The organism is Micromonospora sp. NPDC049374, from assembly GCF_040677165.1.
Lineage (GTDB): Bacteria > Actinomycetota > Actinomycetes > Mycobacteriales > Micromonosporaceae > Micromonospora.
Window position 1 is genome coordinate 474740 of sequence record NZ_JBFAQH010000002.1, and the last position, 25623, is coordinate 500362.

A 25623-nucleotide genomic window follows, 5' to 3' on the forward strand; every position below is an offset into this window, starting at 1 on the left:
GGCAACGAAAGGTAGCACCTCCATGCGTCGTCCCCAGCTGGACATCCAGCTGAAGACTCCTGAGCAGATCGAGAAGATGCGGGCTGCCGGCCTCGTGGTCGCGGAGGCGCTTCGCCGGATGCGGGAGGCGGTGGCCCCCGGGGTGAGCACCGCCGATCTGGACGAGATCGCCGAGACGACGATCCGCGCTGCGGGAGCCGTCCCGTCGTTCAAGGGCTACCACGGGTTTCCGGCGTCGATCTGTTCCTCGGTCAACGAGCAGATCGTGCACGCCATCCCGTCGCCGAAGCAGGTACTCGCGGACGGCGACCTGATCTCGATCGACTGCGGTGCGGTGCTCGACGGGTGGCACGGCGACGCGGCGATCACGGTCGGTGTGGGCGAGGTCGATCCGGCGCTGCTGCGGATGGCCGAGGTCGCCGAGGACGCGATGTGGGCCGGGATCGCTGCGGCCGCTCGCGGCGCCGCCAGCGGCAAGGGCCGACTGACCGACATCTCGCACGCGGTGGAACGCGCGATCCGCAAGGCGGGGCGTTACGGCATCGTCGACGGCTACGGCGGCCACGGCATCGGCACCGAGATGCACCAGGACCCGCACGTGCTCAACCACGGGCGGCCGGGCAAGGGGCCACGGTTGGTGCCGGGGCTGGCGCTTGCCATCGAGCCGATGATCACCATGGGTTCGCCGCGTACGGCGGAACTCGCCGACGGATGGACCGTCGTCACCCGCGACGGCTCGCGTGCCGCGCACGTCGAGCACAGCATGGCGCTGCTGCCCGACGGTGTGTGGGTGCTGACCGCGTACGACGGTGGCCGGGCCCGCCTGGGCGACCTGGTCACCGCTCGCCAGCCGAGCGTCACGCGGACCGCGTAACGCGGGCATCGGCGGCGACTGCCGACGCCTGCGTCACCGGGACGGCCGACACGGCGGTACTGGCAGTCTGGTGGCATGCTTGCCGGCATGGACGAGCGGGACGCCATGCGGGCAGCGGACGCCGACCGGCAGGCCATCGCCGACCGCCTCCGGGTCGCTCTCGACGAGGGCCGACTCGACCTGCACGAGTACGACGACCGGTTGCAGCGGGCCTATGCCGCCCGCACGTACGCCGAGCTCGATGCTCTCGTCGGTGACCTGCCGGCGTCCGGCGGTGCGGTGCTGCCGACGTCTCGGCAGCCGGGCGTCCCGGTGCCGGCCGAGGCCGGACGCGGACTCACCGCGCGCTGGCTGGCCGAGGTCTGGGAACCCTGGCTGAAGGTGGTCGGGATCGTGGTGGCGATCTGGGCCGTCACTTCGCTGGCGGCCGGTGAACCGCTCTACTTCTGGCCAGGCTGGGTTGCGGGGCCGTGGGGAGCGGTGGTGCTGGTGCGTACCGTCACCGGGCTGGCCAGCGGTGAGCCTGCGCGGTGGGCGGCCGAGCGGGAGCGCCGCCGGCAGCGGCGCGCCGAGAAGCGGGCGCTCAAGCGCGAGCGTAAGGCCCTCAGTCAGGAGCAGCCGGCCGCCATCGGGCCCGCCGGCTCCGGCGGAGCGGCGGCTGACGGAGGCACCGAGGCCCGACCGGTGGCGGCCGACGACGGGATCGAAGCGGCTCCCGGTAGCGTGACGGGCACCGGGCCCGGCGAAGCTACCGAGGCTCCGGTGGGCGAGCCGACGCGGCGGCCCGACCGGGGCGATATGGGCTGAATGTCCCGTTTCCTGGACCTGGTCGAGCCCAGGTGGCCGGTCGGTTTGGCGACGACGTGCAGGCGGGCGTACACTTTCTGATCGGCGCACAGCGTCCACTCCGCCATGCCCGCCAGCGCTTCGGTGGGACGCGGAGCCGCGGCTGGCGCGGGAAGCCTGATCTTGGTCAAGCACCCGTGTAAGACGTTGTGGGCCGTCCGGAGCAACCGACGTCAGGACAGCGGAGGACATGCCGAAAAAAGACGGAGCCATCGAGATCGAAGGTCGGGTCATCGAGCCCCTGCCGAACGCTATGTTCCGGGTGGAGCTCGCCAACGGCCACAAGGTGCTGGCTCACATCAGCGGCAAGATGCGGCAGCACTACATCCGCATCCTGCCGGAGGATCGGGTCGTCGTCGAGCTATCGCCGTACGACCTGACCCGCGGGCGCATCGTCTACCGCTACAAGTAAGCCTGACGGCGGCCGGGAAACGTCCCGTGTCCGTCTTCGACGTCCGGTGTCGCGCCTCGCGACGCCGGGCCAGATGGGAAGTAAGGCAACCGTGAAGGTCAAGCCGAGCGTCAAGAGGATCTGCAACAAGTGCCGGGTGATCCGCCGGCACGGCCGGGTCATGGTCATCTGCACCGACCCGCGCCACAAGCAGCGCCAGGGCTGAACAGCCCACACATCACACATGCTCGTCCCAGCCGCGAGCGGTGCGCAGCGCGTACTCAATCGTGGTTGACCCCCGGTCGAAGGCCGGGGCCCGCTCGGGCAGCGACCGATCCCGGTCGCCGGCGCCATCGGCGTCGGAAGGACAGGGACGGCCGGTAGCGGGGTGGGACGGGTCCACACCTTCGCCAGCACACCACGAGGAGTACGCCCGCACATGGCACGTCTAGTCGGCGTCGACCTTCCCCGCGAGAAGCGGATGGAGATCGCGCTCACCTACATCTTCGGCGTGGGCCGCACCCGCGCCCTGGAGACGCTCAGCGCCACCGGCATCTCGCCGGACAAGCGCGTCCGGGACCTCACGGACGAGGAGCTGGTCCAGCTCCGCAACCACATCGAGGCCAACTACAAGGTTGAAGGCGACCTGCGCCGCGAGGTCGCCGCTGACATCCGCCGCAAGGTCGAGATCGGCTGCTACGCCGGCATCCGGCACCGCCGGGGCCTGCCCGTGCGTGGCCAGCGGACCAAGACCAACGCGCGGACCCGCAAGGGCCCGAAGCGGACCGTCGCCGGCAAGAAGAAGCCGGGCAAGAAGTAATAGTTCTTAAACCGGAATGCTGGTCGTTTTCCGTCGAGGTAGGGCGGGCTCCAACTGGAACCGGTGTCTACCTCATCGACGGGGCGAATAGCCAGCACCGATCGAGAACCTAATCAGGAGCGCACAGACTTATGCCACCGAAGGCTCGTGCCGGAGCCGCTGTCAAAAAGGTCCGGCGCAAGGAACGTAAGAACGTCGCCCACGGGCAGGCGCACATCAAGAGCACCTTCAACAACACCATCGTCTCGATCACCGATCCGACTGGTGCCGTCATCTCCTGGGCCTCGTCCGGCCAGGTGGGCTTCAAGGGCTCCCGCAAGTCGACTCCGTTCGCCGCGCAGCTGGCCGCCGAGGCCGCCGCGCGCCGGGCGATGGAGCACGGCATGCGCAAGGTCGACGTGTTCGTCAAGGGCCCCGGCTCCGGCCGGGAGACCGCCATCCGTTCGCTGCAGGCCGTGGGCCTTGAGGTCGGGCAGATTTCCGACGTCACCCCGCAGCCGCACAACGGGTGCCGTCCGCCGAAGCGTCGTCGGGTCTGAGAGGTAGAGAGAGATGGCTCGTTACACCGGTGCCGACTGCCGCCGTTGCCGGCGGGAGAAGATGAAGCTGTTCCTCAAGGGCAGCAAGTGCGATGGTCCGAAGTGCCCGTTCGAGTCCCGGCCGTTCCCGCCCGGGCAGCACGGCCGCGGCCGCACGAAGGAGACGGAGTACCTGCTCCAGCTCCGTGAGAAGCAGAAGGCCCGCCGCGTCTACGGCGTGCTGGAGAAGCAGTTCCGCGGCTACTACGAGGAAGCCGTGAGCAAGAAGGCCAAGACGGGCGAGGTGCTGCTGCAGATCCTCGAGTCGCGGCTGGACAACGTGGTCTACCGGTCCGGCTACGCCAAGTCCCGGGACATGGCTCGTCAGCTGGTCAAGCACGGTCACTTCACGGTGAACGGCAAGAAGGTCGACATCCCGTCGTACCGCGTCAAGGAGCACGACATCATCGAGGTTCGGGTCAAGAGCAAGGAGCTCACCCCGTTCATCGTGGCCCAGGCCGAGGCCGGCTCCAAGACCGTTCCGGCGTGGCTGGAGGCGATCCCCAGCCAGATGAAGATCCTGGTGCACTCGCTCCCGGCCCGACAGGTGATCGACACCCAGGTCCAGGAGCAGCTAATCGTCGAGCTCTACTCCAAGTAGGGCTCGTTGCGGTGGCCCGCCCGGCAGGGCGGGCCACCGGAACAGTTTGTGTCGTGGGCGTCATATGGCGGGCGCCCCGGAAGAGAAGAGAAAACATGCTCATCAGCCAGCGACCGACCCTCTCCGAGGAGTCGATCAACGAGACCCGGTCCCGGTTCACCATCGAGCCGCTGGAGCCGGGCTTCGGCTACACCCTGGGCAACTCGCTGCGGCGTACGCTGCTGTCGTCCATCCCGGGTGCGGCCGTCACCTCGATCAAGATCGACGGTGTGCTGCACGAGTTCACCACGATCCCCGGGGTCAAGGAGGACGTGGTCGAGCTCGTCATGAACATCAAGGAGCTCTGCGTCAGCTCCGAGCACGACGAGCCGGTCAGCATGTACCTGCGTAAGCAGGGCCCGGGCGACGTGACCGCCGGCGACATCCAGCCTCCGGCCGGTGTCTCGGTGCACAACCCGGACCTGAAGCTGGCCACCCTCAACGGTAAGGGCCGGCTCGACATGGAGCTGACCGTCGAGCGGGGTCGTGGTTACGTCACGGCGGCGCAGAACAAGCAGGCGGGTGCGGAGATCGGCCGGATCCCGGTCGACTCGATCTACTCCCCGGTGCTCAAGGTGACCTACCGCGTCGAGGCGACCCGGGTCGAGCAGCGGACGGACTTCGACCGGCTGATCATCGACGTCGAGACCAAGCCGTCCATGGGGCCCCGCACCGCACTGGCCTCGGCCGGTTCGACGCTTGTGGAGCTGTTCGGGCTGGCCCGTGAGCTGGACGAGACCGCCGAGGGCATCGACATCGGCCCGTCCCCGCAGGACGCGCAGCTGGCGGCGGACCTGGCCCTGCCGATCGAGGAGCTGGACCTGACCGTCCGCTCCTACAACTGCCTCAAGCGCGAGGGCATCAACTCCGTTGGTGAGCTCATCGGGCGTACCGAGGCCGACCTCCTCGACATCCGCAACTTCGGTCAGAAGTCGATCGACGAGGTCAAGATGAAGCTCGCCGGGATGGGTCTCGGGCTGAAGGACTCGGCTCCGAACTTCGACCCGGCGCACGTCGTGGACGCCTTCGGCGAGGCCGACTACGACACCGACGACTACCGCGAGACCGAGCAGCTCTAGTCCGCGCTGCCGCCACACCTGAGGAGCACCAAGCATGCCCACGCCCACCAAGGGCCCCCGCCTCGGCGGCAGCCCCGCGCACGAGCGGCTGATGCTGGCCAACCTGGCCACCGCGCTGTTCCAGCACGGCAAGATCCAGACCACCGAGACCAAGGCTCGGCGGCTGCGTCCGCTCGCCGAGCAGTTGATCACCAAGGCCAAGCGGGGCGACCTCGCGTCGCGTCGGCGGGTGCTGACCGTGGTCAAGGACAAGGACGTGGTCTACGCCCTGTTCGACCAGATCGCGCCGCGGTACGCCAACCGCAGCGGCGGCTACACCCGGATCGTGAAGACCGGTCCGCGCAAGGGTGACGCCGCGCCGATGGCGATCATCGAACTGGTCGAGGAGCTTCAGGTCGCCGAGCCGAAGGCGAACAAGAAGACCGCCGGCCGCAAGGCCGCCCAGCAGGACAAGGTCGAGGCGCTGGCGCCGGCCGAGGAGGCCCCCGCGTCGCAGCCGACCGACCAGGACGCCGAGCCGCCGCAGTCGGCTTCCGGTGACACCGCCGCTGCCCGCGAGGACAGCGACCTGGCCACCGAGGAAGGCAAGGCCTGATCCAGGCCGTCGTCGGGCCCGGCACCCCACGGGGTGCCGGGCCCGACCCGTTGAGGGTCTCGCGAAGTCCTCAGCCGCTGCTGGGCCCGCCGCAGGCCGGCCCGGGACTTCGCCACAGGGCCTTGGGAGGTACGACGTGGAGGAGCGCACCCGGCTGCGGCTGGATGTCGCGTACGACGGCACGGCCTTCTCCGGCTGGGCCGCCCAGCCGCAGCGGCGCACGGTCGCGGGCGTGCTGGTCGAGACGCTGGACCTGGTGCTCGGCACCGGCGTCGCGACCGGACTGACCGTCGCCGGCCGCACCGACGCGGGGGTGCATGCCAGCGGGCAGGTCTGCCACCTGGATCTGCCCGTCGACGTCTGGCGGGCGCACGAGGGTCGGCTGCTGCGCCGGCTGGCCCGGCTGCTCCCGACCGATCTGCGGGTGCGGGCGATGCGTGAGGTGTCGGCCACCTTCGATGCCCGCTTCTCGGCGACCTTCCGCCGCTACGAGTATCGGGTGACCGACGCGCCGTGGGGGTGCGACCCGCTGCGCCGGCACGAGATCCTGGCCTGGCCGCGGGTACTCGACCTCGACCGGCTCACCGCCGCGGCGGCCGGACTGGTGGGGGAGCACGACTTCGCCGCGTACTGCCGGCGCAAGGAGAACGCCACCACGCTGCGGGAGGTGACCAGGCTGGACTGGCGGCGGGACGCCGACGGGATCCTGGTCGCCACCGTGCAGGCCGACGCGTTCTGTCAGGCGATGGTCCGTAGCCTGGTCGGCGCCATGCTGGTCGCCGGGGACGGTCGCCGACCGGTGCGGTGGCCAGCCGACCTGCTGGCCCGTCGGGAGCGGGCCAGCGAGGTGACCGTGGCGCCGGCGCACGGGCTGACCCTGGTGGCGGTCGGCTACCCGGACGATCCCGCCGAGTACGCGCGCCGGGCCGAGGCGACCCGCCGGCTACGGGTTTCCGCCGACAGTTGAACGGCGGGCCCTTCCGCCGATGCCGGTTGGTCAGTCCTCGGTGGACTCGTCCTGGTTGCCGGTGTCGTCGGTGGGGCCCTCGGTCGGCTGGCTGGCCGTTCCGCCTTCGGCACGCCGCTCCAGCACGCCCTGGTTGAGATGCTGTTCGAGCATGTCGAAGAGGATCTCGCGGACTGTGGTGTCACCGGCGCGGATGGTGGCGCCGTCGGTGCGGGCGACCACTGCGTAGGCGATGTAGTGGCCGCGTACCTGCCAGCCGACCCGCGCCGGTGCGGTGGCGATGACCTCCGTGCCGTCTCCCGCCGACATGCCGCGGAAGCGACCCTGCCGCTCGTCGAGCAGTTGGCGGATCCGGTCCCGGGCCCGCTCGGCGCTGGACCGGTCGGTGAGGTTGAACAGTCCCGTGGTGACCAGGTGGTCGCCGTCCGGTGCGCGCAGGGTGGCCCGGACGACCTGGTTGCAGCCGAGCCGTACCAGTAGTTCTGAGACCTCCCCGGTGGCGGCTACCGCGCAACTGGCGCTGGACTGGGTGCGTAGCACCTCGTAGCCGGTCTCGCCGTCGCCAACGGCGAGGGTACTGGCGGGGAAGACCTCGCGGGCGGTGAGCGGTGCCTGGTCGGTGTCCCGGGAGTCGAGGTCGCTGGCCTCAGCGGGCACCGTGTCGCGGGTGGTGTCCGGTGCGGCGCTGGGCCCGGCCTGCTGACCGATCAGGGTCCGACCGTCCAACAGGGTGGCGGCGGTGAGACCGCAGAGGGCGAGCAGTACCAGCGCCGCGGCACCGCCGACCAGCACCTGCCAGGTGCGACCGCCACCTCGGCGGGGCGGCGGCGCGACGGTCGTCGTACCCGGCTCCGGCGGTGCCGCCGCCACGCCGACCGGTGCCGGTTCGTCGGGCGGGGCCGGTGCCGGGCCGTACCGTGGTGCTGGCTCCTGCTGGGTGGCGGGGAACGCCCCGCGCGGCGGCGCCGACGACGGCAGCATGATCTGGTTCGGACGGGCCAGCGACGGGGTGGGGAAGCGCGACGGGGACGGCCCGGCCGGGGGCGGCGGGCCGGGGCGGGGCGAACTGCCCTCGGGCTCGTCGTCCCGGAACGGGACGTATGCGTCCTCATCGGAGTCGTACCGATACACCATGTCGTCCAGAGTAGGGATGTTTATCCCTTTAGTAGGTATTTCGCGGAAATGCGGCGGATCGACGTGTCGGATCCCCTGCCGCAGCCGCACGGTCGGCCCGATCCGGCTCGGTGCGAGAATGGCCCGCGTGACCGGGGACCACTACTTCACCGCCGAACCGGACGCGCCCGCCCGGGCGCGCGAGGTGCAGTTCACCGTCGCCGGGCGCGACTACACCCTGGTCTCGGCGTCCGGGGTCTTCTCAGCCAGCCGCCTGGACCCCGGCACCGCCGTGTTGCTGCGTAAGGCGGAGCCGCCGGACGCCACGACCACCGGGGCCCTGCTCGACCTCGGCTGCGGGTTCGGCCCGATCGCCTGCGTGCTCGCCACCGTCGCCCCCATGGCCACCACCTGGGCGGTGGACGTGAACGAGCGGGCCCGTGATTTGACTGCCGAGAACGCCGCCCGGCTCGGGCTGTCCGGCCGGCTGCGGGTGACGGCCCCCGAGGAGGTACCCGCCGACCTGCGCTTCGCGCAGATCTGGTCCAACCCGCCGATCCGGGTCGGCAAGGACGAACTGCACCAGCTGCTGCTGCGGTGGCTGCCCCGGCTCGCTCCGGACGGCGTCGCCTGGCTCGTGGTGGCCCGCCACCTCGGCGGTGACTCGTTGCAGGATTGGCTTACCGAGCAGGGTTGGCGGGTGACCCGACACGCCAGCCAGAAGGGGTTCCGGGTGTTGCGCGTCACCCACTGACCGGGTAATCGGTTGGCCCGCCGGCCCGGCTCGGGCAGGATGCCCGCGTGGGATACGTGGACGTGGCGGCGGTCGGGCATGTCCTGCCGGACGGGCGGCAACTCTTCGCCGACGTGTCGTTCCGGGTCGGTGAGGGTGCCAAGGTGGCGCTGGTCGGGCCGAACGGTGCGGGCAAGACGACGTTGCTGCGGATGGTCGCCGGTGACCTGCCGGTGCGTACCGGCGCGATCGCGCGTACCGGTGGGCTCGGTGTCATGCGCCAGTTCATCGGCATGATCGGTGACGAGTCGACCCTCGCCGACCTGGCCCTGTCGCTCGCGCCGCCGCCGCTGCGCGACGCCGGGCACCGGCTGGCCGAGACCGAGGCGGCCATGCGCGACGCCGAGCTGCGCGGCAAGTACAGCACCGCCGCAGGCAAGGCTCAGCTGGCGTACGCCGACGCGTTGGCTGCCTGGGGCGAGACCGGCGGGTACGACGCCGAGGTGCTCTTCGACACCGTCGCCACCATCGTGCTCGACCTGCCCTGGGAGACCGCCTGGCACCGCCCGGTCCGCACCCTCTCCGGTGGGCAGCAGAAGCGTTTCGCCCTGGAACTGCTGCTGCGCGGCCCCGACGAGGTGCTGCTGCTCGACGAGCCGGACAACTTTCTCGACGTGCCCGGCAAGCGCTGGCTGGAGGCGCGGCTGCGGGAGTCGGCCAAGTCGGTGCTCTACGTCTCGCACGACCGGGAACTGCTGGCGCACACCGCCGACCGGGTGGTCGCGGTGGAGGGCGGCAGCGCCTGGGTGCACCCGGGCGGCTTCGCCAGCTGGCACGAGGCGCGGGTGGCCCGCCACGCTCGACTCGACGAGCAGCGTAAGCGGTGGGACGAGGAGCATCAGAAGCTGCGCGAGCTGATGCTGATGTACAAGCAGAAGGCCGCGTACAACGATGGGATGGCCTCGCGTTACCAGGCGGCGCAGACCCGGTTGCGCAAGTTCGAGGAGGCCGGGCCGCCGCCCGTACCACCGAAGGAGCAGGACATCCGGATGCGGCTGGCCGGCGGGCGGACCGGCAAGCGTGCGCTGGTCTGCGAGCAGCTGGAGCTGGACGGCCTGACCTACCCCTTCGACCTGGAGCTGTGGTACGGCGACCGCCTCGCGGTGCTCGGTGCCAACGGCACCGGCAAGTCGCATTTCCTGCGCCTGCTGGCCCGGGGCGGGACGGACCCGGACCCGGCGAACGGCCCGGTCGACGGTGCGGCGGCGCTCGCGCCGGTGGCGCACGACGGGATGGCCCGACTCGGCGCCCGGGTGCGTCCCGGTCACTTCTCCCAGACCCACGACCGACCCGAGTTGATGGCGCGGACGCTCGTGGAGATCCTCTGGCGGGGCGACGAGCACCGGGCCGGCATGGACCGGCACGCGGCCATGGCGGCGTTGTCCCGGTACGAACTGGCGGGGCAGGGTGACCAGCGCTTCGGCACCCTCTCCGGCGGGCAACAGGCCCGTTTCCTGGTGCTGCTGCTGGAGCTGTCCGGCGCGACGATGCTGCTGCTCGACGAACCCACCGACAACCTCGACCTGGCCTCGGCCGAGGCGTTGGAGGTCGGGCTCACCGCGTTCTCCGGCACGGTGGTGGCGGTCACCCACGACCGCTGGTTCACCCGCACCTTCGACCGGTTCCTGCTGTTCCGTGGTGACGGCGAGGTGGTCGAGACCGACGAGCCGGTCTGGGACGTGGCCTGAGCGGTCTGCTCCCGCGGCCGGCCCTGCGACCACCCGACGGGGCGACATATGGTGATCTCGTGAGTGAGATGACCTATCGCCGGCTGGGCGACTCCGGGCTCGTGGTGTCCGTCGTGGGAATCGGCTGCAACAACTTCGGCCGCAAACTCGATCTCGACGGCACCCGCGCGGTGGTCGACGCGGCCCTCGACGCCGGGATCAACTTCTTCGACACCGCCGACATCTACGGCGAGCCGCACGGTGCCTCGGAGGCGCAACTCGGCGCGGCCCTCAAGGGGCGCCGGGACGACGTGGTGCTGGCGACCAAGTTCGGCATGTCGATGGCCGGTAGCAACGGACGGGACTTCGGGGTACGCGGCTCGCGGCGGTACGTGATCCGGGCGGTCGAGGCGTCGTTGCGTCGGCTGGACACCGACTATATCGATCTGTATCAGTTCCACGAGCCGGACCCGGGTACCCCGATCGACGAGACGTTGTCCGCCCTGGACGATCTGGTCCGCGCCGGCAAGGTGCGGTACCTCGGCAACTCCAACTTCGCCGGCTGGCAGATCGCCGACGCCGACTGGGCGGCGAAGACGCGGGGATTTAACCGGTTCGTCAGTGCGCAGAACCACTACAGCCTGCTCAACCGGGACGCCGAGATCGAGGTGCTGCCGGCCTGCGACCGGTTCGGGTTGGGCATGCTGCCGTTCTTCCCGTTGGCCAACGGGCTGCTCACCGGCAAGTACAAGCGGGGTGAGGCACCGCCCGCCGGCAGCCGGCTGGCGGGCGGCGGCCGGTACGCCCAGCGCCTCGCCGCCGCCGACTGGGACACCATTGAGGGAATCGAGGCGTACGCCGCGGAACGGGGTGTGCCGATGCTGCACGTGGCGATCGGCGGCCTGGCCGCCCAGCCGACCGTCACCTCGGTCATCGCCGGAGCCACCACACCGGAGCAGGTACGCGCCAACGCCGAAGCCGGCACCTGGCACCCCACCGAGCCCGACCTCAAAGCCCTCCGAGCAGTCCTCGACCGCTGACCCACCCACCCACCCCTTGCGTTGATCATGAGGTTGGCGGCGTTCTTGATCTCCGGAACTGCCGCCAACCTCATGATCAACAGGGTTGGGGAAGGGGCCCCGCCCGGCGCGGTGCCGGGCGGGGCCTTGGGCTTACAGCTTGCGGTTGGGGGGTAGGCGGGTGGGGTCGCCGCCTAGGCGGCCGGTGCCCTTGACGGACTCGCCGTCGTTGGCTCGTACGCCAGCCTTGCTGGCCGAGCCACCGAGCCGGACGATCATGGCATCGGCGTCCCGGATCAGCACGTCCCGGATCTCCGCCTCGCCGACCAACTCGGCGTCACCGGCCAGCGTCCGGAACGCGGTGAGCTGGTTGATCGCCCGCTTGTCGTTGCCCGCCGCCTCCGCCGTACGGGCGTTGGAGAGCCGCTTCGACAACTGGTTGTACGCCTTGTTGGTGAGCCGCCCCGTCGCCTTGAACCGGTCCAGCAGGTTCTGCATGTCCCGGAACGAGGTGGTGACGAAGAAGCGGACCGTCGTGCTGGTGGCGTTGCCCGCCTTGTCGGTCGCCGTGACGGTCAGCTCGTGCAGGCCCAGCGGCAGCTCGTACATCGCCTGGAGCGTGCCGCTGACGTAGGGCCGGTCGTTGAGCTGGCCGACCACGGTCGCGATACCCGAGGTCGGGTCGACCGCCTGCCACGACACCCGGACATCCTGGCTGTCGCCGTAGAGCTGGCCGTCGGCGATGCCGGAGACCAACAGGGTCGGCTTCGTGCCGTCGATGCGTACCACCGCCGCCTTCAACGTCTCGGCGTTGCCGGCGGTGTCGGTGGCCCGGTAGAGCAGCTCGTGGTCCCCGTCGCCACTGATCTCGATCGGCTCGGTGTACGGCGTCCAGTCGCCGCCGTCCAGTGACCACTCCAGCAGCGCCACCCCGGAACCGGCGTCGGTCGAGGTGAGCACCACCGGAATGGTGCCGTCGTGCCAACCCTCGTCGTTCGCCGGGGCGAACGTCGCGGTGCTGACCGGCGCGGTGGCGTCGATGCGGACGGTGACCGCCTTCGTCTCCTCCACGTTGCCGGCCTCGTCGACGGAGCGGAACCGCAGCTCGTGCTCGCCGTCCCCGGTCACCGGCACCGGTTCGGTGTAGGTGGTCCAGGTGGTGGCGTCATCGAGTTGGTACTCGGTGCGAGCCACCCCGCTGCCGCCGTCGTTGTCGGCGGCGGACAGGGTGACCGTCGCCGGGCCGGTGAGCCAACCCGCGACCGGGGTGCCGGACACCTCGGCCGTGGTGACCGGTGCGGTGTCGTCGTCCGGTCCGGCCTCGGTGGAGAACCGGAAGTAGTCGAACGACGCCGACTTCGAGGCGGTCTGGTTGCCACCGAGGGTGAACACGCCCACCTTCGGGGTCGCCCCCACGGCCGCGTTGGTCAGCTCGGTCAGGGCCGTCCAGGTGGTGCCGTCGGCCGAGTACGACCCGGTGAAGGTGTCACCGGTGCGGACCAGCCGCAGATACCACTCGGCCGAGGTCAGGTTCTCCGCACCCGGCTGTGGATCCTGGATCGTCCCGTCGATCTCGCTGCGCAGCTCGATCCGCCGGGACACCGGCTGGCCGGCCTGGTTGTCCACCACGAAGTCGAACTTCAGGTAGTTGTCGTCGTCGCCGTACACGATCAGACCGGCCTGCTGGTACTGCTCGTCCAGCAGACTGCCGTCGATTTTGGTCTCCATCGTCCAGTCGCCGCTCGGCGTGTTCTGGAGGATGAAGTTCGTCGGCCCGGTGTTGTTGGTGCCGTAGATGTCACCGTTGGGCACGTCGATGTGCAACGAGCCACCGCTGACCCGGTAGGCGCTCAGGTCCTCCCGGAGGATCGCGTTCCACCGGCACTTGTCCAGCGAGATGCCGGTGAACTCGTCGGACGGGTCGACCGGGCCGGCCGGCTCGTCCGGTATCACCTGGAACCAGTCGAACGCGGCCTCCACCACGGGCGCGTCGGTGCCGCCGTTGAGGGCGAACAGGCCGATCCGCGGGTTCTCGATGCCCGCCAGTGCGGCGGAGCGACCGACCGGGGTGAACGTCTGACCGTCGGCCGAGAGTGCGGCGGTCAGGCTGGTGCCGTCACTGCTCACCCGCAGGTAGACGGTGTCACCCGCCGGTGCGTCAGCGCTGTCGGCACCCTCGTTGCGCGGCGTGCCGGCATCCTCCCGGATGAACTCCACCCGCCGGCTGCCGTTGTAGAGAAGATCCAGCTTGGCGTAGTTGTCGTCGTCGCCGTAGATCAGCAGGCCGGCCTGCTGGTAGTTGGCCGTGACCGGGAGAGTCACCTTGGTGGTCGCCTGCCAGGCACCCGTCGGGGCGGGCTGGAGCACCAGGTTGGTGGCGTCGTTGCGGCTGCCGTAGAGGTCACCGACCCCGGTGGGAAGTCGCAGTGCGCCGTCGGAGACGGACAGGAGCTGGTTCTCCCGCACCACGCTGGTCCACCGGTCGCGGTTGAGCGTGTCGCCGTCGAAGTTGTCCGAACGTGCCCCGAGGCAGGACGTGTTCGGCGAGTCGATCCGGACCGGCACGGTCGCGTACGACCTGGCGCCCCGGCTGTCGGTCACCGTCAGGGTGGCGGTGAAGTTGCCGGGTGCGGTGTACGTGTGCTCGGCCTGGAGCGTGTCCGCCGTGCCGCCGTCACCGAATTCCCACTCGTACGTCAGCGGGGTGTCGCCCTCGGGGTCGGTGGCGGTGCCGCCGAACGCGATGGTGACCGGTGCGGTGCCGGTGGCCGGCGTGGCGGTCGCGGTGACCGCCGGCGGCGCGTTGTCGGTGACGCCCTTACCGACGAAGTCCGCCCAGTTGACGTTGAACAGCGACCCCGCGCCGCCCGCCGGGTCCTGGGCCACGAAGTACAGCGAACCGCTCGCCGCACCGGTCACCGGTGCGGTGACGTCGGTGTAGGTCTGCCAGTCGCCGGTACCCGGCACGGTCGCCGAGGCGACCACGGGCCCGTCGACCGCGCCGGCGCGGACCTCGATCACGCCGCCGCTGGTCGCCGAGGCGACCCGGAACCGGATCTCGTCGATCTCGGTCAGGTCGGCCGGTACGACCGACCACCAGTCGCCGTCCTCGATGGCGCCGATGTTCTGACCGCCGCCGGCGGTGTCGCCGGTGGTCTCGCGCATCACCCCGGGGTCACCGCCGCCGGTGCCGTCCTCGGCCCGGCCGGTCGCGGTGAAGTACTCGGCCTGCTTGCGCTTGGGCTGGAGAATCTCGATCGCCCGGCCGGTCAGCGGGTTGGCCCCACCGGTCCCGCCCTGGTCGGTGTAGGTCGCCTCGAACACGGTGAAGACGTCCGCCTCGGCGCCGTGGCCGGCGGCGAGCTGGGTCTGCACCGTGCCGGTGCAGCCGGTGTGCTGCTCCAGCGGGTGGGCGTGCTCGTCGTGACCGAGCAGCACCTGGAGCTGGACGTCGGCGCAGTCGATCTCCTCGTCCTCCGGATCGGTCACCTTGATCGTGTACTTGACCTGGTCGCCCCAGTCGAAGAAGCCACCGTCCGGCGGGAACTCGATGGTCACGGTCGGCGCGGTGTTGCCCACCGTGATCGGCACGTTAGCCACCGCCGTACGACCCTTGGGGTTGGTGACGGTCAGTTGGGCGGTGTAGTTGCCCGCCTCGGCGTACGTGTGGGTGGGGTTGGCCTCGGTGGAGGTGCCACCGTCGCCGAACGTCCAGGCGTAGCCGAGCGTGCCCCCGTCGGGGTCGCGCGAGCCGGCGCTGGAGAAGGCCACGGTCAGTGGGGCCTGTCCCGAGGTGGGCTCGGCACTGGCCACCGCGATCGGCGCCCGGTCACCGGCGATGTAATCGATCCGGTAGACGCCGGAGTTGTCGTTGTTGCCGCCGAAGCCGCTGCCCCACTCGATCAGGTACATCGCACCGTCCGGACCGAACTCGAAGTCCATCGGGCGGATGAAGGACATCCCGGTGAGCAACTGGTTGATGTCGACCAGATCCTTGCCGTCCTCGGTGACCTGCATCGTGTACATCTTCGACTGGTTCCACTCGCCGAGCAGCGCCTTGCCGTCGTAGTACGCCGGCCACTTGCGGTTCGAGTCGAGTTCGGCGTCGTACCGGTAGACCGGGCCGCCCATCGGCGCGCCGCCACCACCGATCTCCGGGTAGCGCGGGTCACCGCCGTAGCCGTAGTCGACGGTGGCCGGGATGGCCGGCGGGAGGTTGGTCAGGCCGGTGTTGTTCGGCGAGTCGTTCACCACGGCGGCGCAGTCGAACTTCGGTCCACTCGGGCCGGAGGGGAACTGGTAGTCGTTGTACGCCTCGTTGGTCCCCGTGCAGTACGGCCAGCCGTAGTTGCCCGGTTCGGCGACGATGTTCCACTCCACCAGGCCCTCCGGGCCACGGTCCGGGTTGTCCGACGCGGCGTCCGGGCCGTAGTCGGCGACGTAGAGGGTGTCGGTGGCCGGGTCGATGCCGATCCGGAACGGGTTGCGGAAGCCCATCGCGTAGATCTCGGGGCGGGTCTGCTCCGTGCCCGGCGGGAAGAGGTTGCCCTCCGGGATGGTGTACGTCCCGTCGTCCTCCGGGTGGATCCGGATCACCTTGCCGCGCAGGTCGTTGGTGTTGCCGGAGGTGCGCTGCGCGTCGTAGTCGGCACGCCCGGGCCGCTCGTCGATCGGCGTGTACGCGTCCGACGAGAACGGGTTGGTGTTGTCCCCGGTGGCCAGGTAGAGGTTGCCGGCGGAGTCGAACGTCATGGTGCCGCCGGCGTGGCAGCAGGTGTTGCGTTGGGTGTCGACCTGGAGCACGACCTGCTCGGTGGCCGCGTCGATCGAGTCACCGCTTACCGTGAACCGGGAGAGCACGTTGCGCGCCACCCCGTCGTTCGGGGCGTAGTAGAGGTAGACCCAGTTGTTGGTGGCGAAATCCGGGTCGAGGCGGATGCCGATCAGGCCGTCCTCGTTGCCGGTGAAGACGTCGAGGTCGATGGCGGTGACCGTGTTGCCGGTGTCCGGCTTGACGATCTGCACCCGGCCGTCGCGTTCGATGTAGAAGACCCGGCCGTCGGGCGCGATGTCCAGCTCCATCGGATTGCTGGTGTTGCTGTCCAGCGTCACCTTCTCGAAGCTGGCGGTCAGCGACGCACCGCAGTCGGCACCCTCGATCCCGGCCGCGGTACGGATACCGCCGAGCAGGTGGGTGCGGAACTCCGGTTCGGCGTACGACTCGTCGGTGTGGCCACCGCCGGTGTACCAGGCTCGGCCGCCGTCGTAGTCCTGACACCAGGCGATCGGGTGGTCGTGTCCCATGGCCCCGGACCCGGCGGAGTAGCTGGTCTCGTCGAGGGTGGCCAGCACGTGCACCGCGCCCCGCGGGTTGGTGCGGTAGTTGTACCACTCGTCGAACCGGGACCAGCGTTCCGGCAGGTGGGCGGTGGAGGGGTGAGCCGGATCCTCGACCTTGACGGTGGCCGTCTGGTTGGCCGGGTGGCTGTTGAAGTACGCCCCCACCAGTTCGCCGTACCAGGACCAGCTGTACTCGGTGTCGGACGCGGCGTGGATGCCGGCGTAGCCGCCACCGGCCTGGATGTAGCGCTCGAACGCCGCCTGCTGGTCGGCCGTCAGCACGTCTCCCGTGGTGGAGAGCCAGATGACGGCCCGGTACTGTGCCAGGTTCGCGTCGGTGAAGGCGGCGCCGTCCTCGGTGGTGTCGACGGTGAAACCGTGCTCCGCGCCGAGTTCCTGGATGGCGGCGATGCCGGTGGGAATGGAGGCGTGGCGGAAGCCGGCGGTCTTGGAGAAGACCAGCACCGAGAAGTCGTCGGCTGCGGCCTCCGGAGCCGCTAAGGGCTTGGCCTGCTGGACGGAGGTGCTCTGCGCGACAGTCTTGGTGCTCGGCGCGGCCTGTGCGGCAGGGGCGCCGACGAGGCCGGTCGCGGCGAGGCCGAGCGTGAGAAGTGTGGCGGTGATGGGTACGCGGGCACGGGGTGGTCGGGGCACTCCGGTCTCCTCTGTCGTTACTCGACGTGGGTTGCGGGGGACGGCTCGCCGAAGACCGTCCCAAATGGAGCCAGTTCGGACACCTTGCCGATGGCGCCGTTCCAGCATTTATGTCGAGTCGTTGAACAAATTAGTTCCGTTGAAACGATTAATGGCAAGACTTCGATAGATAACGTTTCGGTAAATGGGGGTGACATTCCCGCACAGCCCGCCCAAACCACCACGAGCGCCGGCCCGCACCTCGGGCGAGGTACGGGCCGGCATCGATGGATCGGCTAGCTCGGCCAACTACCCAGGCGTGAGCCGGAAGTAGTCGAACGCGGCCGTTTTCGACGCGGTCTGGTTGGCACCCAGAGTGAACAGACCCACCCTCGGGTTGGTGCCGACCGCGGTACTCGTCAACGTCCCCAGGGTCGTCCAACTCGTGCCGTCGGCCGAGTACGCGGCGGTGAAGGTGCTTCCGCTGCGCGACAGCCGCAGGTGCCAGATTCCCTGGGTCAGGCCGGTCGCCTGCGGCTGCGTACTCTGCACCGCCCCGCCGACCTCGCTGCGGAACTCGATCCGCCGCGAGACCGCCTGACCGGCCGCGTTGTCCGTCACGTAGTCGAACTTGAGGTAGTTGTCGTCGTCGGCGTACACCAGCAGACCCGCCTGCTGGTACTGCTCATTGAACAGACTGCCGTCGACCCGGGTCTGCATCGTCCAGTTCCCGGCCGGGCTGTTCTGGAGGATGAAGTTCGTCGGCCCGGTGTTGCCGGTGCCGTAGATGTCACCGTTCGGCACGTCGACGCGCAGCGCGCCGTCGGTCACCCGGTACCGGGTCGGATCCTCCCGCACGACGGCGTTCCACCGGCACTTCTCCAGGCTGGTGCCGGTGAACTCGTCGGACGGCGTGACGACGCCCGTGGTGGCGTCCGGGGTGATCCGGAACCAGTCGAACTGAGCGTTCACCACCGGCGCGGTGGTGCCGCCGTTGAGGGCGAAGAGACCGATCCGGGGGTTGCTGATCCCGGCCAGCGCGGCGGACCGGCCGACCGCGGTGAAGCTCTGCCCGTCGGTCGAGTAGGCGGCGGTCAGGTTCGTCCCGTCGCTTGTCAGTCGCAGATGGATGGTGTCACCGGTGGGAGCCGCGGTGGAGTCCGTGCTCTCGTTGCGCGGCGTCCCGGCGCTCTCCCTGATGAACTCCACCCGGCGGCTGCCCCCGTAGAGCAGGTCCAGCTTGGCGTAGTTGTCGTCGTCGCCGTAGATCAGCAGACCGGCCTGCTGATAGTCGGCCCGGGCCGCCAGGGTGACCCGGGTGGTCGCCTGCCAGGCCCCGCTGGGCGCGGGCTGGAGCACCAGGTTTGTGGCGTCGTTGCGGGTGCCGTACAGGTCACCCGCCGCGGTGGGCAGCCGCAGCGAACCGTCGGCGAGGGAGTACGACTCGGTCCCGCGCACCACGCCGGTCCACCGCTGACGATCAAGCGAGGTGCCGGTGAACTCATCGGACCGCTGTTGCCCCGGCTCTGCCTGGCAGGGGTCGCCCGCCCCGTCGACCCGGATCGGCACGCTTGCCTGCCCCCGCGCGCCCCGGCTGTCGGTGACCGTCAGGGTGGCGGTGTAGCTGCCCGGCGCGGTGTACGTGTGGGTGGCGCTGAGCGTGTCCGCGCTCTCACCGTCGCCGAAGTCCCATGCGTACGTCAGGGGGGTGTCCCCGTCCGGGTCGGACGCCGTACCGGTGAAGGTCACGGCCAGTGGCCCGGTCCCGCTGGTCGGGGTGGCCGTGGCGGTGACCGTCGGTGGGGCGTTGCCGCTCACCCCGGGGCCGACGAAGTCCATCCAGTTGACGTTGAACAGGGTGCCGGAGCCGCCGTTCGGGTCCCGGGCGACGAAGTACAACGCGCCCTCCGCGGCGGCGCCGTTGGGTATCTGCGCGGTGATGTCGGTGTACGTCTGCCACCCTCCGGTACCGGTCACGGTGGCGTTGGTGATCAGTGGCCCGTCCGCGGCTCCGGCGCGTACCTCGATCCGGCCGCCGGAGGTGGCCGAGGCGACCCGGAACTGGATCGAGGTGACGCCGGTCAGACTGGCCGGACTCACCGACCACCAGTCGCCGTCCTCGATGAATCCGATGTTCTGCCCGCCGCCGGCGGTGTCACCGGTGGTCTCCCGCTCCACCCCGGCGGTGCCGCCCCCGGTGGCGCCCGCCACCCGCCCGGTGGCCGAGTAGTACTCGGCCTCCTTGCGTTTCGGCTGCAGGACCACAAGCGCCCGACCGGTTTGCGGCTCGGCCCCGTCGGACCCGCCCTGGTCGGTGTAGGTCGCCTCCAGCACCGTGAAGACGTTCGCCTCCGCCCCGTGGCCGTCGGCGAGCTGGGTCTGCACCGTGCCGGTGCAGCCGGTGTGCCGTTCCAGCGGGTGGGCGTGCTCGTCGTGGCCGAGGAGGACCTGGAGTTCGACGTCGTCGCAGTCGATCGTCCCGTCCTCCGGGTCGGTGACCTTGACGGTGTAGGCGACCTGGTCGCCCCAGGCGAAGAAGCCACCATCCGGTGGGAACTCGATGGTCACGCTCGGTGCCGTGTTGCCGACGGTGACCGGCACATTCGCCACCGCGCTCCGTCCCGCCGGGTTGGTCACCCGGAGTTGCGCCGTGTAGCTGCCGGACTGGGTGTACGTGTGAGTCGGGTTGGCCTGGGTGGAGGTGCCGCCGTCGCCGAACGTCCAGGCGTAGGTGAGCGCTCCGCCGTCGGGGTCGCGCGAGCCGGCACTGGAGAAGGTGACGGCGAGCGGTGGCGCTCCGGAGGTGGGGTTCGCCGAGGCGACCGCGATCGGGGCGCGGGCGCCGGCGGTGTAGTCGATCCGGTAGACGCCGGAGTTGTCGTTGTTGCCGCCGAAGCCGCTGCCCCACTCGATCAGGTACAGCGCGCCGTCGGGGCCGAACTCGAAGTCCATCGGCCGGACGAAGGTCATCTGGTCGAGGATGCGGTTGATGTCGACAAGGGACTTGCCGTCCCGGCTGACCTGCATGGTGTACATCCGCGACTGGTTCCACTCGCCGAACATGGCCTTGCCGTCGAAGTACGCCGGCCACTGGCGGCGCGACGAGATGGTCGGGTCGAACCGGTAGACCGGGCCGGCCATGGGTGCTCCACCGCCGCCGATCTCCGGGTACCGGGCGTCACCGTTGTAGCCGTAGTCGACGGTGGCCGGGATGGCCGCAGGCAGGTTGGTCAGGCCGGTGTTGTTGGGGGAGTTGTTCACCGGCGCGGCGCAGTTGAACTTCGATCCGCTCGGGCCGGAGGGGAACTGGTAGTCGTTGTACGCCTGATTCGATCCGTGGCAGTAGGGCCAGCCGAAGTTGCCGGGCCGGTCGACGATGTTCCACTCCACCAGGCCCGCCGGGCCCCGGTTCGAGTTCGCTGTGGTGGCGTCCGGGCCGTAGTCGGCGACGTAGAGCACGTCGGTGACCGGGTCGATGCCCACCCGGAACGGGTTGCGCAGGCCCATCGCGTAGATCTCCGGCCGGGTTCGCGCGGTGCCCGGGGCGAAGAGGTTTCCGGCCGGGATGGTGTACGTGCCGTCGGCCTGCGGCCGGATCCGAAGCACCTTTCCACGCAGGTCGTTGGTGTTCCCGGCGGTACGCTGCGAGTCGTAGTCCGATCGGCCGGAGCGCTCGTCCAACGGGCTGTAGCCGCTGGACTCGAAGGGGTTCGTGTTGTCCCCGGTGGCCAGGTACAGGTTGCCGGCCGAGTCGAAGACCATCGTCCCGCCCATGTGGCAGCAGGTGTTGCGCTGCGTGGGCACCTCCAGGACGACCCGCTCGCTCGACGGGTTGATCGTGTCCCCGGTGACGGTGAACCGGGACAGGTGGTTGCGGGAGCCGCCCGCGCTCGGGGCGTAGTAGAGCCAGACCCACCCGTTGCTGGCGAAGTTGGGGTCGAGTCGGATGCCCAGGAGGCCGTCCTCGTTACCTGCGAAGACGCTCAGCCGCAGTGCGGTGACCGTCTGGCCGGTGTCCGGCTTGATGATCTGCACCCGGCCGTCGCGTTCGATGTAGAAGACCCGGCCGTCCGGCGCGATGTCCAGTTCCATCGGGTTGCTGGTGTTGCTGTCCAGCGTCACCTTCTCGAAGCTGGCGGCTCGCCCGGCACCACAATCGGCGTGCACCACCCCGGCCGCGGTCTGGATACCACCGAGCAGGTGCTGCCGGAATTCGGTGTTGGAGAATGACTCCTGGGTGTGCCCACCGCCGGTGTACCAGGATCGGCCACCGTCGAAGTTCTGGCACCAGGCGATCGGGTGGTCATGCCCCATCGCCCCGCTGCCCGGGCTGTAGCTGCGCTCGTCGAGCGAGGCCAGCACCTGCACCTGACGGGCGCGGGGGTTGGTGCGGAAGTTGTACCACTCGTCGTAACGGGACCACCGGTCCGGCAGGTGCCGGGTCGACTCGTGGGTGGTGTCCTCGACCTTCACCGTAGCCGTCTGGTTGGCCGGGTGGCTGTTGAAGTAGGCACCGACCAGTTGGCCGTACCAGGCCCAGTCGTACTCGGTGTCGGACGCGGCGTGCACGCCGACGTATCCACCGCCAGCCCGGATGTAGCGCTCGAAGGCCGCCTGCTGGCTGGCGTTGAGCACGTCACCGGTGGTCGACAACCAGACGACCGCCTTGAACCTGGCGAGGTTGGTGTCGGTGAAGGCGGCGCTGTCCTCGGTGGTGGTGACGGTGAACCCGTTCGCCGTGCCGAGTTGCTGGATCGCACTGATGCCGGCCGGGATCGAGTCGTGCCGGAATCCGGCGGTCTTGGAGAAGATCAGGACGGAGTACGGCTCCGCCGCGGCGACTGGGCTGGCGGCCCGGGCGGCGGCAGGGCCGGTGATCGGGGCCGGTGCGGCGGCCAGGACGAGTACAACGGCGAGTAGCGCCATGGTGACTGCGGCGAGCGGGGCTCGCCGCCGACTGGGTCGGGGCACGAAGATCTCCTCTGTCCGTGGGACGGTTCGGAGTGGACGGCGGTGGTCACTCCCGTCGGTCCGACCGCCCATACCTGACGAGCGAGGTCTGGGTGCCGACTAGCCGATCCGATCACTCAATTTGCGTTAGTGAATCTAGTTTCGAGCAAGGTGGACCCTTGTAACGTTTTGGTAACGGGGTCATTTTCTATTGGTGTGAGTCGCTGCATATCGGTGTCTTTTTCTGGCCGCCATGCTGTTGCGAGTCGGTTCAGCAGGCTGCGGCGAGTCGGCGTGACAGGGCAGCCCTCACCCCAACCGGCCGCGCAGGACGGGCTTGGCGGAGCCGGCGAAACGACGTACGGTGACACCCAACGAACCCACGGGAGCCCGGTGTACCGGGCTGAGAGGGGGGCTGTGAGCCCCCGACCGTCGAACCTGATCCGGGTAATGCCGGCGCAGGGAGGAGAGTTGCCGTGCCGTCCCTGGGACGACTGCATCTGATCACCGACACCCGACCCGGGCGGGATCCGCTCGCCGTGCTTGCTGCCGTGCTGCCGGTGGCCCGTACCGAACTGGTGGTGCAGGTTCGGGTCGAGGACACCGCGACCGACCGGCAGACGTACGAACTGACCCGCCGGGTGCTCGCCCTGTGCACGCCGTACGGGGTGCCCTGCCTGGTCAACGACCGGCTGCACGTGGCACTGGCCACCGGTGCCGCCGGCGGTCACGTCGGCGCCGACGACCTACCGGTGGCAGCGGCCCGGGAGGTGCTCGGCCCGGCGGCCGTGCTGGGTGCCACCGCGCGGGAACCGGCGACTGCGCTCTCGGCGGTCACCGCTGGGGCGAGCTACCTGGGCGTGGGGCCGTGCCGCGCCACCGCCACCAAGGACGGGCTGCCCCCGCCGGTCGGTGCGGCCGGTGTCCGGGCGGTGGTCGAGGCGGTCGAGGTGCCGGTGATCGCCATCGGTGGGGTGACGGCGGCGGACGTGCCCGAGTTGCGGGCCGTCGGCGCGTACGGGGTGGCGGTGGTCGGTGCGCTCTCCGGTGCCACCGATCCCGCCCGCGCCGCCGCCGAGCTGGTTCGGGCGCTGACGTGTTGACCGGGCGCCCCGCCACCACCGGTGTGGTGCAGCAGCGCCGGCCCGATGTGGCCGTCGTGGGGGGCGGACCCATCGGGTGGGCGATCGCCTGGCGGTGCGCGACGCGCGGGTTGCGGGTGGTCGTACACGATCCGGCGCCCGGGTCGGGTGCCTCGCACGTGGCCGCCGGGATGCTGGCGCCGGTCGCCGAGGCGTACTTCGGCGAGCGGGAGCTGACCGCCCTGCTGACCGAGTCGGCCGGCCGCTGGCCCGGGTTCGCCGCCGAACTGACCGAGGCGACCGGCACGGACATCGGCTACCGGACCGAGGGCACCCTGATGGTCGGGCTGACCGCCGACGACCTCGCCGAGGCGCGTCGGCTCTGGGCGTACCAGCAGGGGTTGGGGTTGCCGGTGGCGCCGCTGCGCCCGTCGCAGCTGCGCGAGCGCGAGCCGGCGCTGGCGCCCCGGGTGCGCGGCGGCGCGCTCGCCGCCACCGACCATCAGGTCGACCCGCGCCGGCTGGTGCCGGCGCTGCGGCTGGCGGCGGAGCGGGCGGGAGCGGTGCTTGTCGCTGAGCCGGTGCGCCGGCTGTCCGACGTCAAGGCCGGCGCGACGGTGGTCGCCGCCGGCTGCGGCAGCGCGGCGCTTACCGGCCTGCCGGTCCGTCCGGTGAAGGGACAGGTGCTGCGGCTGCGTGCGCCCGATGGCGGGCCGCCAGGCTTCCGGCACGTGATCCGGGGGTACGCCGACGGCGAGCACGTCTACCTGGTGCCGCGCGACAGTGGCGAGGTGGTCGTCGGCGCGACCGTCGAGGAGCGCTCCGACCTGGGTGTTTCCGCCGGAGCGGTGCTGCGGCTGCTGCGGGCCGCCGTCGACCTGTTGCCCGAGATCGCCGAGTACGACCTGGTGGAGACGCTGGCGGGGCTGCGTCCGGGTACGCCGGACAACGCCCCGATCCTGGGCCCGTTGCCGGGGCACCCGGACGTCCTGGTCGCCACCGGTCACCACCGGCACGGGATCGTGCTGACCCCGGTCACCGCAGACCTGATCACCGATCTTGTCACCGGAGACGGCAGCTCCGACGCACTGCTGGTGCCGTTCCGGCCGGACCGGTTCGCCGACCTGCCCGACGTCGTGGGCGCAGCGGCCGTCAGCACTTTTCAGCAATCGACGGAGGTTGACTCGTGGAACTGACGGTGAACGGTGCCGGGCGCAGCCTGCCGGACGGGCTGACGGTGGCCGACCTGGTCCGCGACATCACCGGCCAGCAGCGCGGTGTCGCGGTGGCGGTCAACGGTGAGGTGGTGCCGCGTACCGGCTGGCCGGCGACGGTGCTGCGGGGCGGCGACCGGGTCGAGGTGCTCAGCGCCGCCCAGGGCGGGTGAGCCGGATGGACAACGAGTCGACCGGCTTCGAGCTGGGCGGTGTGCGGTTCAACTCCCGGCTGATCCTCGGTACCGGCGGGGCGGCCAACCTGCACGTGCTGGAGCAGGCGATCCGAGCGTCCGGCACCGAGCTGGTCACCCTGGCGCTGCGTCGGGTGGAGACGGTGCCGGGCGGCTCGGGCGGGCTGCTGGACCTGCTCGACCGATGTGGCGTGCGGCTGCTGCCCAACACCGCCGGCTGCTACACGGCGGGCGAGGCGGTCAAGGTGGCCCGGCTGGCCCGGGACGCGTTCGAGACCGACTGGGTCAAGCTGGAGGTGATCGGCGACGAGCGGACGCTGCTGCCCGACGGGGTGGAACTGCTGCGCGCCGCCGAGGAACTGGTCGACGACGGGTTCACCGTGCTGCCGTACACCTCCGACGACCCGGTGCTGGCGCGGCGGCTGGCCGACGTCGGTTGCGCGGCGGTGATGCCGGCCGGCGCGCCGATCGGCTCCGGCCTGGGGATCAACAATCCGCACCACATTCGACTCATCCGGCAGGACGTCGGCGTGCCGGTGATCCTGGACGCGGGGATCGGCACCGCCTCCGACGCGGCGCTGGCCATGGAGCTGGGCTGCGACGCGGTGCTGCTGGCCAGTGCGGTGACCCGGGCCGCGGACCCGGTGGCGATGGCCACCGCGATGCGGTACGCGATCGCCGCCGGCCGCCTCGCCCACGGCGCGGGCCGCATACCCCGCCGCTTCCACGCCCTCGCCTCCACCCCAGACGAAGGCCGCCCCCACCTGTGACCGCGCGGGCTGATTCCGTGGAACTTGGTGCGAGGCTGCCCCGCCAAGGGCGATTTCC

At 70.4% G+C, this 25623-nt stretch carries 19 protein-coding genes, 1 pseudogene and 1 riboswitch; of the genes and pseudogenes, 17 read left to right on the forward strand and 3 right to left on the reverse strand.

Features of this window, described 5'->3' with window-relative positions:
- Positions 1-22: 22 nt before the first annotated feature.
- From map to truA, 10 genes and pseudogenes are all read left to right on the forward strand, one after another.
- Positions 23-874, forward strand: coding sequence for a type I methionyl aminopeptidase (gene map / locus AB0J93_RS05640; RefSeq protein WP_363918439.1), 852 nt, complete (start codon positions 23-25; stop codon positions 872-874).
- Positions 875-961: 87 nt separating this feature from the next.
- A pseudogene (locus tag AB0J93_RS05645) lies at positions 962-1450 on the forward strand (DUF1707 domain-containing protein); the annotation flags it as partial.
- Between the two features lie 460 nt (positions 1451-1910).
- Complete coding sequence (gene infA / locus AB0J93_RS05650) at positions 1911-2132, forward strand: translation initiation factor IF-1 (RefSeq protein ID WP_007073013.1); 222 nt, start codon at positions 1911-1913, stop codon at positions 2130-2132.
- A gap of 91 nt (positions 2133-2223) precedes the next feature.
- Entirely contained in the window at positions 2224-2337 is a 114-nt protein-coding gene (rpmJ, locus tag AB0J93_RS05655) for a 50S ribosomal protein L36 (protein WP_012184307.1), read from the forward strand.
- A 213-nt stretch (positions 2338-2550) separates the two neighbouring features.
- A complete protein-coding gene (gene rpsM / locus AB0J93_RS05660) occupies positions 2551-2931 on the forward strand; it encodes a 30S ribosomal protein S13 (RefSeq protein ID WP_093403631.1) in 381 nt (126 codons plus the stop codon).
- 131 nt (positions 2932-3062) lie between these two features.
- Positions 3063-3470 (forward strand): 30S ribosomal protein S11, encoded by a 408-nt coding sequence (rpsK, locus tag AB0J93_RS05665; RefSeq protein ID WP_013288613.1) that lies wholly within the window; start codon positions 3063-3065, stop codon positions 3468-3470.
- Between the two features lie 13 nt (positions 3471-3483).
- Complete coding sequence (rpsD, locus tag AB0J93_RS05670; protein ID WP_363918442.1) at positions 3484-4110, forward strand: 30S ribosomal protein S4; 627 nt, start codon at positions 3484-3486, stop codon at positions 4108-4110.
- 95 nt (positions 4111-4205) lie between these two features.
- Positions 4206-5228 (forward strand): DNA-directed RNA polymerase subunit alpha, encoded by a 1023-nt coding sequence (locus tag AB0J93_RS05675; RefSeq protein WP_013735931.1) that lies wholly within the window; start codon positions 4206-4208, stop codon positions 5226-5228.
- A 34-nt stretch (positions 5229-5262) separates the two neighbouring features.
- Positions 5263-5823, forward strand: coding sequence for a 50S ribosomal protein L17 (rplQ, locus tag AB0J93_RS05680; RefSeq protein WP_363918444.1), 561 nt, complete (start codon positions 5263-5265; stop codon positions 5821-5823).
- A 136-nt stretch (positions 5824-5959) separates the two neighbouring features.
- Positions 5960-6790 (forward strand): tRNA pseudouridine(38-40) synthase TruA, encoded by an 831-nt coding sequence (gene truA / locus AB0J93_RS05685; protein ID WP_363918446.1) that lies wholly within the window; start codon positions 5960-5962, stop codon positions 6788-6790.
- Positions 6791-6820: 30 nt separating this feature from the next.
- Here the strand turns inward: truA and AB0J93_RS05690 are convergent, their stop codons facing one another.
- Positions 6821-7924 carry a hypothetical protein gene (locus tag AB0J93_RS05690; protein ID WP_363918448.1) on the reverse strand — a complete coding sequence of 368 codons (1104 nt, stop codon included), beginning with the start codon at positions 7922-7924 and terminating at the stop codon, positions 6821-6823.
- 127 nt (positions 7925-8051) lie between these two features.
- Between AB0J93_RS05690 and AB0J93_RS05695 the strand changes: the two genes are divergently transcribed.
- The 3 genes from AB0J93_RS05695 (at position 8052) to AB0J93_RS05705 (ending at position 11403) form a co-directional block, all read left to right on the forward strand.
- Positions 8052-8657, forward strand: coding sequence for a methyltransferase (locus tag AB0J93_RS05695; RefSeq protein ID WP_363918450.1), 606 nt, complete (start codon positions 8052-8054; stop codon positions 8655-8657).
- Between the two features lie 47 nt (positions 8658-8704).
- On the forward strand, positions 8705-10384 hold the full coding sequence (locus AB0J93_RS05700) for an ATP-binding cassette domain-containing protein (RefSeq protein ID WP_363918452.1): 1680 nt from the start codon (positions 8705-8707) through the stop codon (positions 10382-10384).
- 68 nt (positions 10385-10452) lie between these two features.
- Complete coding sequence (locus tag AB0J93_RS05705) at positions 10453-11403, forward strand: aldo/keto reductase (protein ID WP_363918578.1); 951 nt, start codon at positions 10453-10455, stop codon at positions 11401-11403.
- Between the two features lie 132 nt (positions 11404-11535).
- Here the strand turns inward: AB0J93_RS05705 and AB0J93_RS05710 are convergent, their stop codons facing one another.
- On the reverse strand, positions 11536-17376 hold the full coding sequence (locus AB0J93_RS05710; RefSeq protein WP_363918454.1) for a ThuA domain-containing protein: 5841 nt from the start codon (positions 17374-17376) through the stop codon (positions 11536-11538).
- A 288-nt stretch (positions 17377-17664) separates the two neighbouring features.
- A complete protein-coding gene (locus AB0J93_RS05715; protein WP_363918456.1) occupies positions 17665-22326 on the reverse strand; it encodes a ThuA domain-containing protein in 4662 nt (1553 codons plus the stop codon).
- Between the two features lie 351 nt (positions 22327-22677).
- Positions 22678-22787: riboswitch (TPP riboswitch) on the forward strand.
- Here AB0J93_RS05715 and AB0J93_RS05720 point away from each other — a divergent pair.
- The 4 genes from AB0J93_RS05720 (at position 22782) to AB0J93_RS05735 (ending at position 25565) form a co-directional block, all read left to right on the forward strand.
- A complete protein-coding gene (locus AB0J93_RS05720; protein WP_363918458.1) occupies positions 22782-23408 on the forward strand; it encodes a thiamine phosphate synthase in 627 nt (208 codons plus the stop codon). It overlaps the preceding riboswitch by 6 nt.
- Positions 23409-23431: 23 nt before the next feature.
- Entirely contained in the window at positions 23432-24583 is a 1152-nt protein-coding gene (gene thiO, locus AB0J93_RS05725) for a glycine oxidase ThiO (RefSeq protein ID WP_363918580.1), read from the forward strand.
- Positions 24574-24774 carry a sulfur carrier protein ThiS gene (gene thiS / locus AB0J93_RS05730; protein WP_093403646.1) on the forward strand — a complete coding sequence of 67 codons (201 nt, stop codon included), beginning with the start codon at positions 24574-24576 and terminating at the stop codon, positions 24772-24774. Before thiO ends, thiS begins: the two co-directional genes overlap by 10 nt.
- A 5-nt stretch (positions 24775-24779) precedes the next feature.
- A complete protein-coding gene (locus AB0J93_RS05735; protein ID WP_363918460.1) occupies positions 24780-25565 on the forward strand; it encodes a thiazole synthase in 786 nt (261 codons plus the stop codon).
- Positions 25566-25623: the final 58 nt, after the last annotated feature.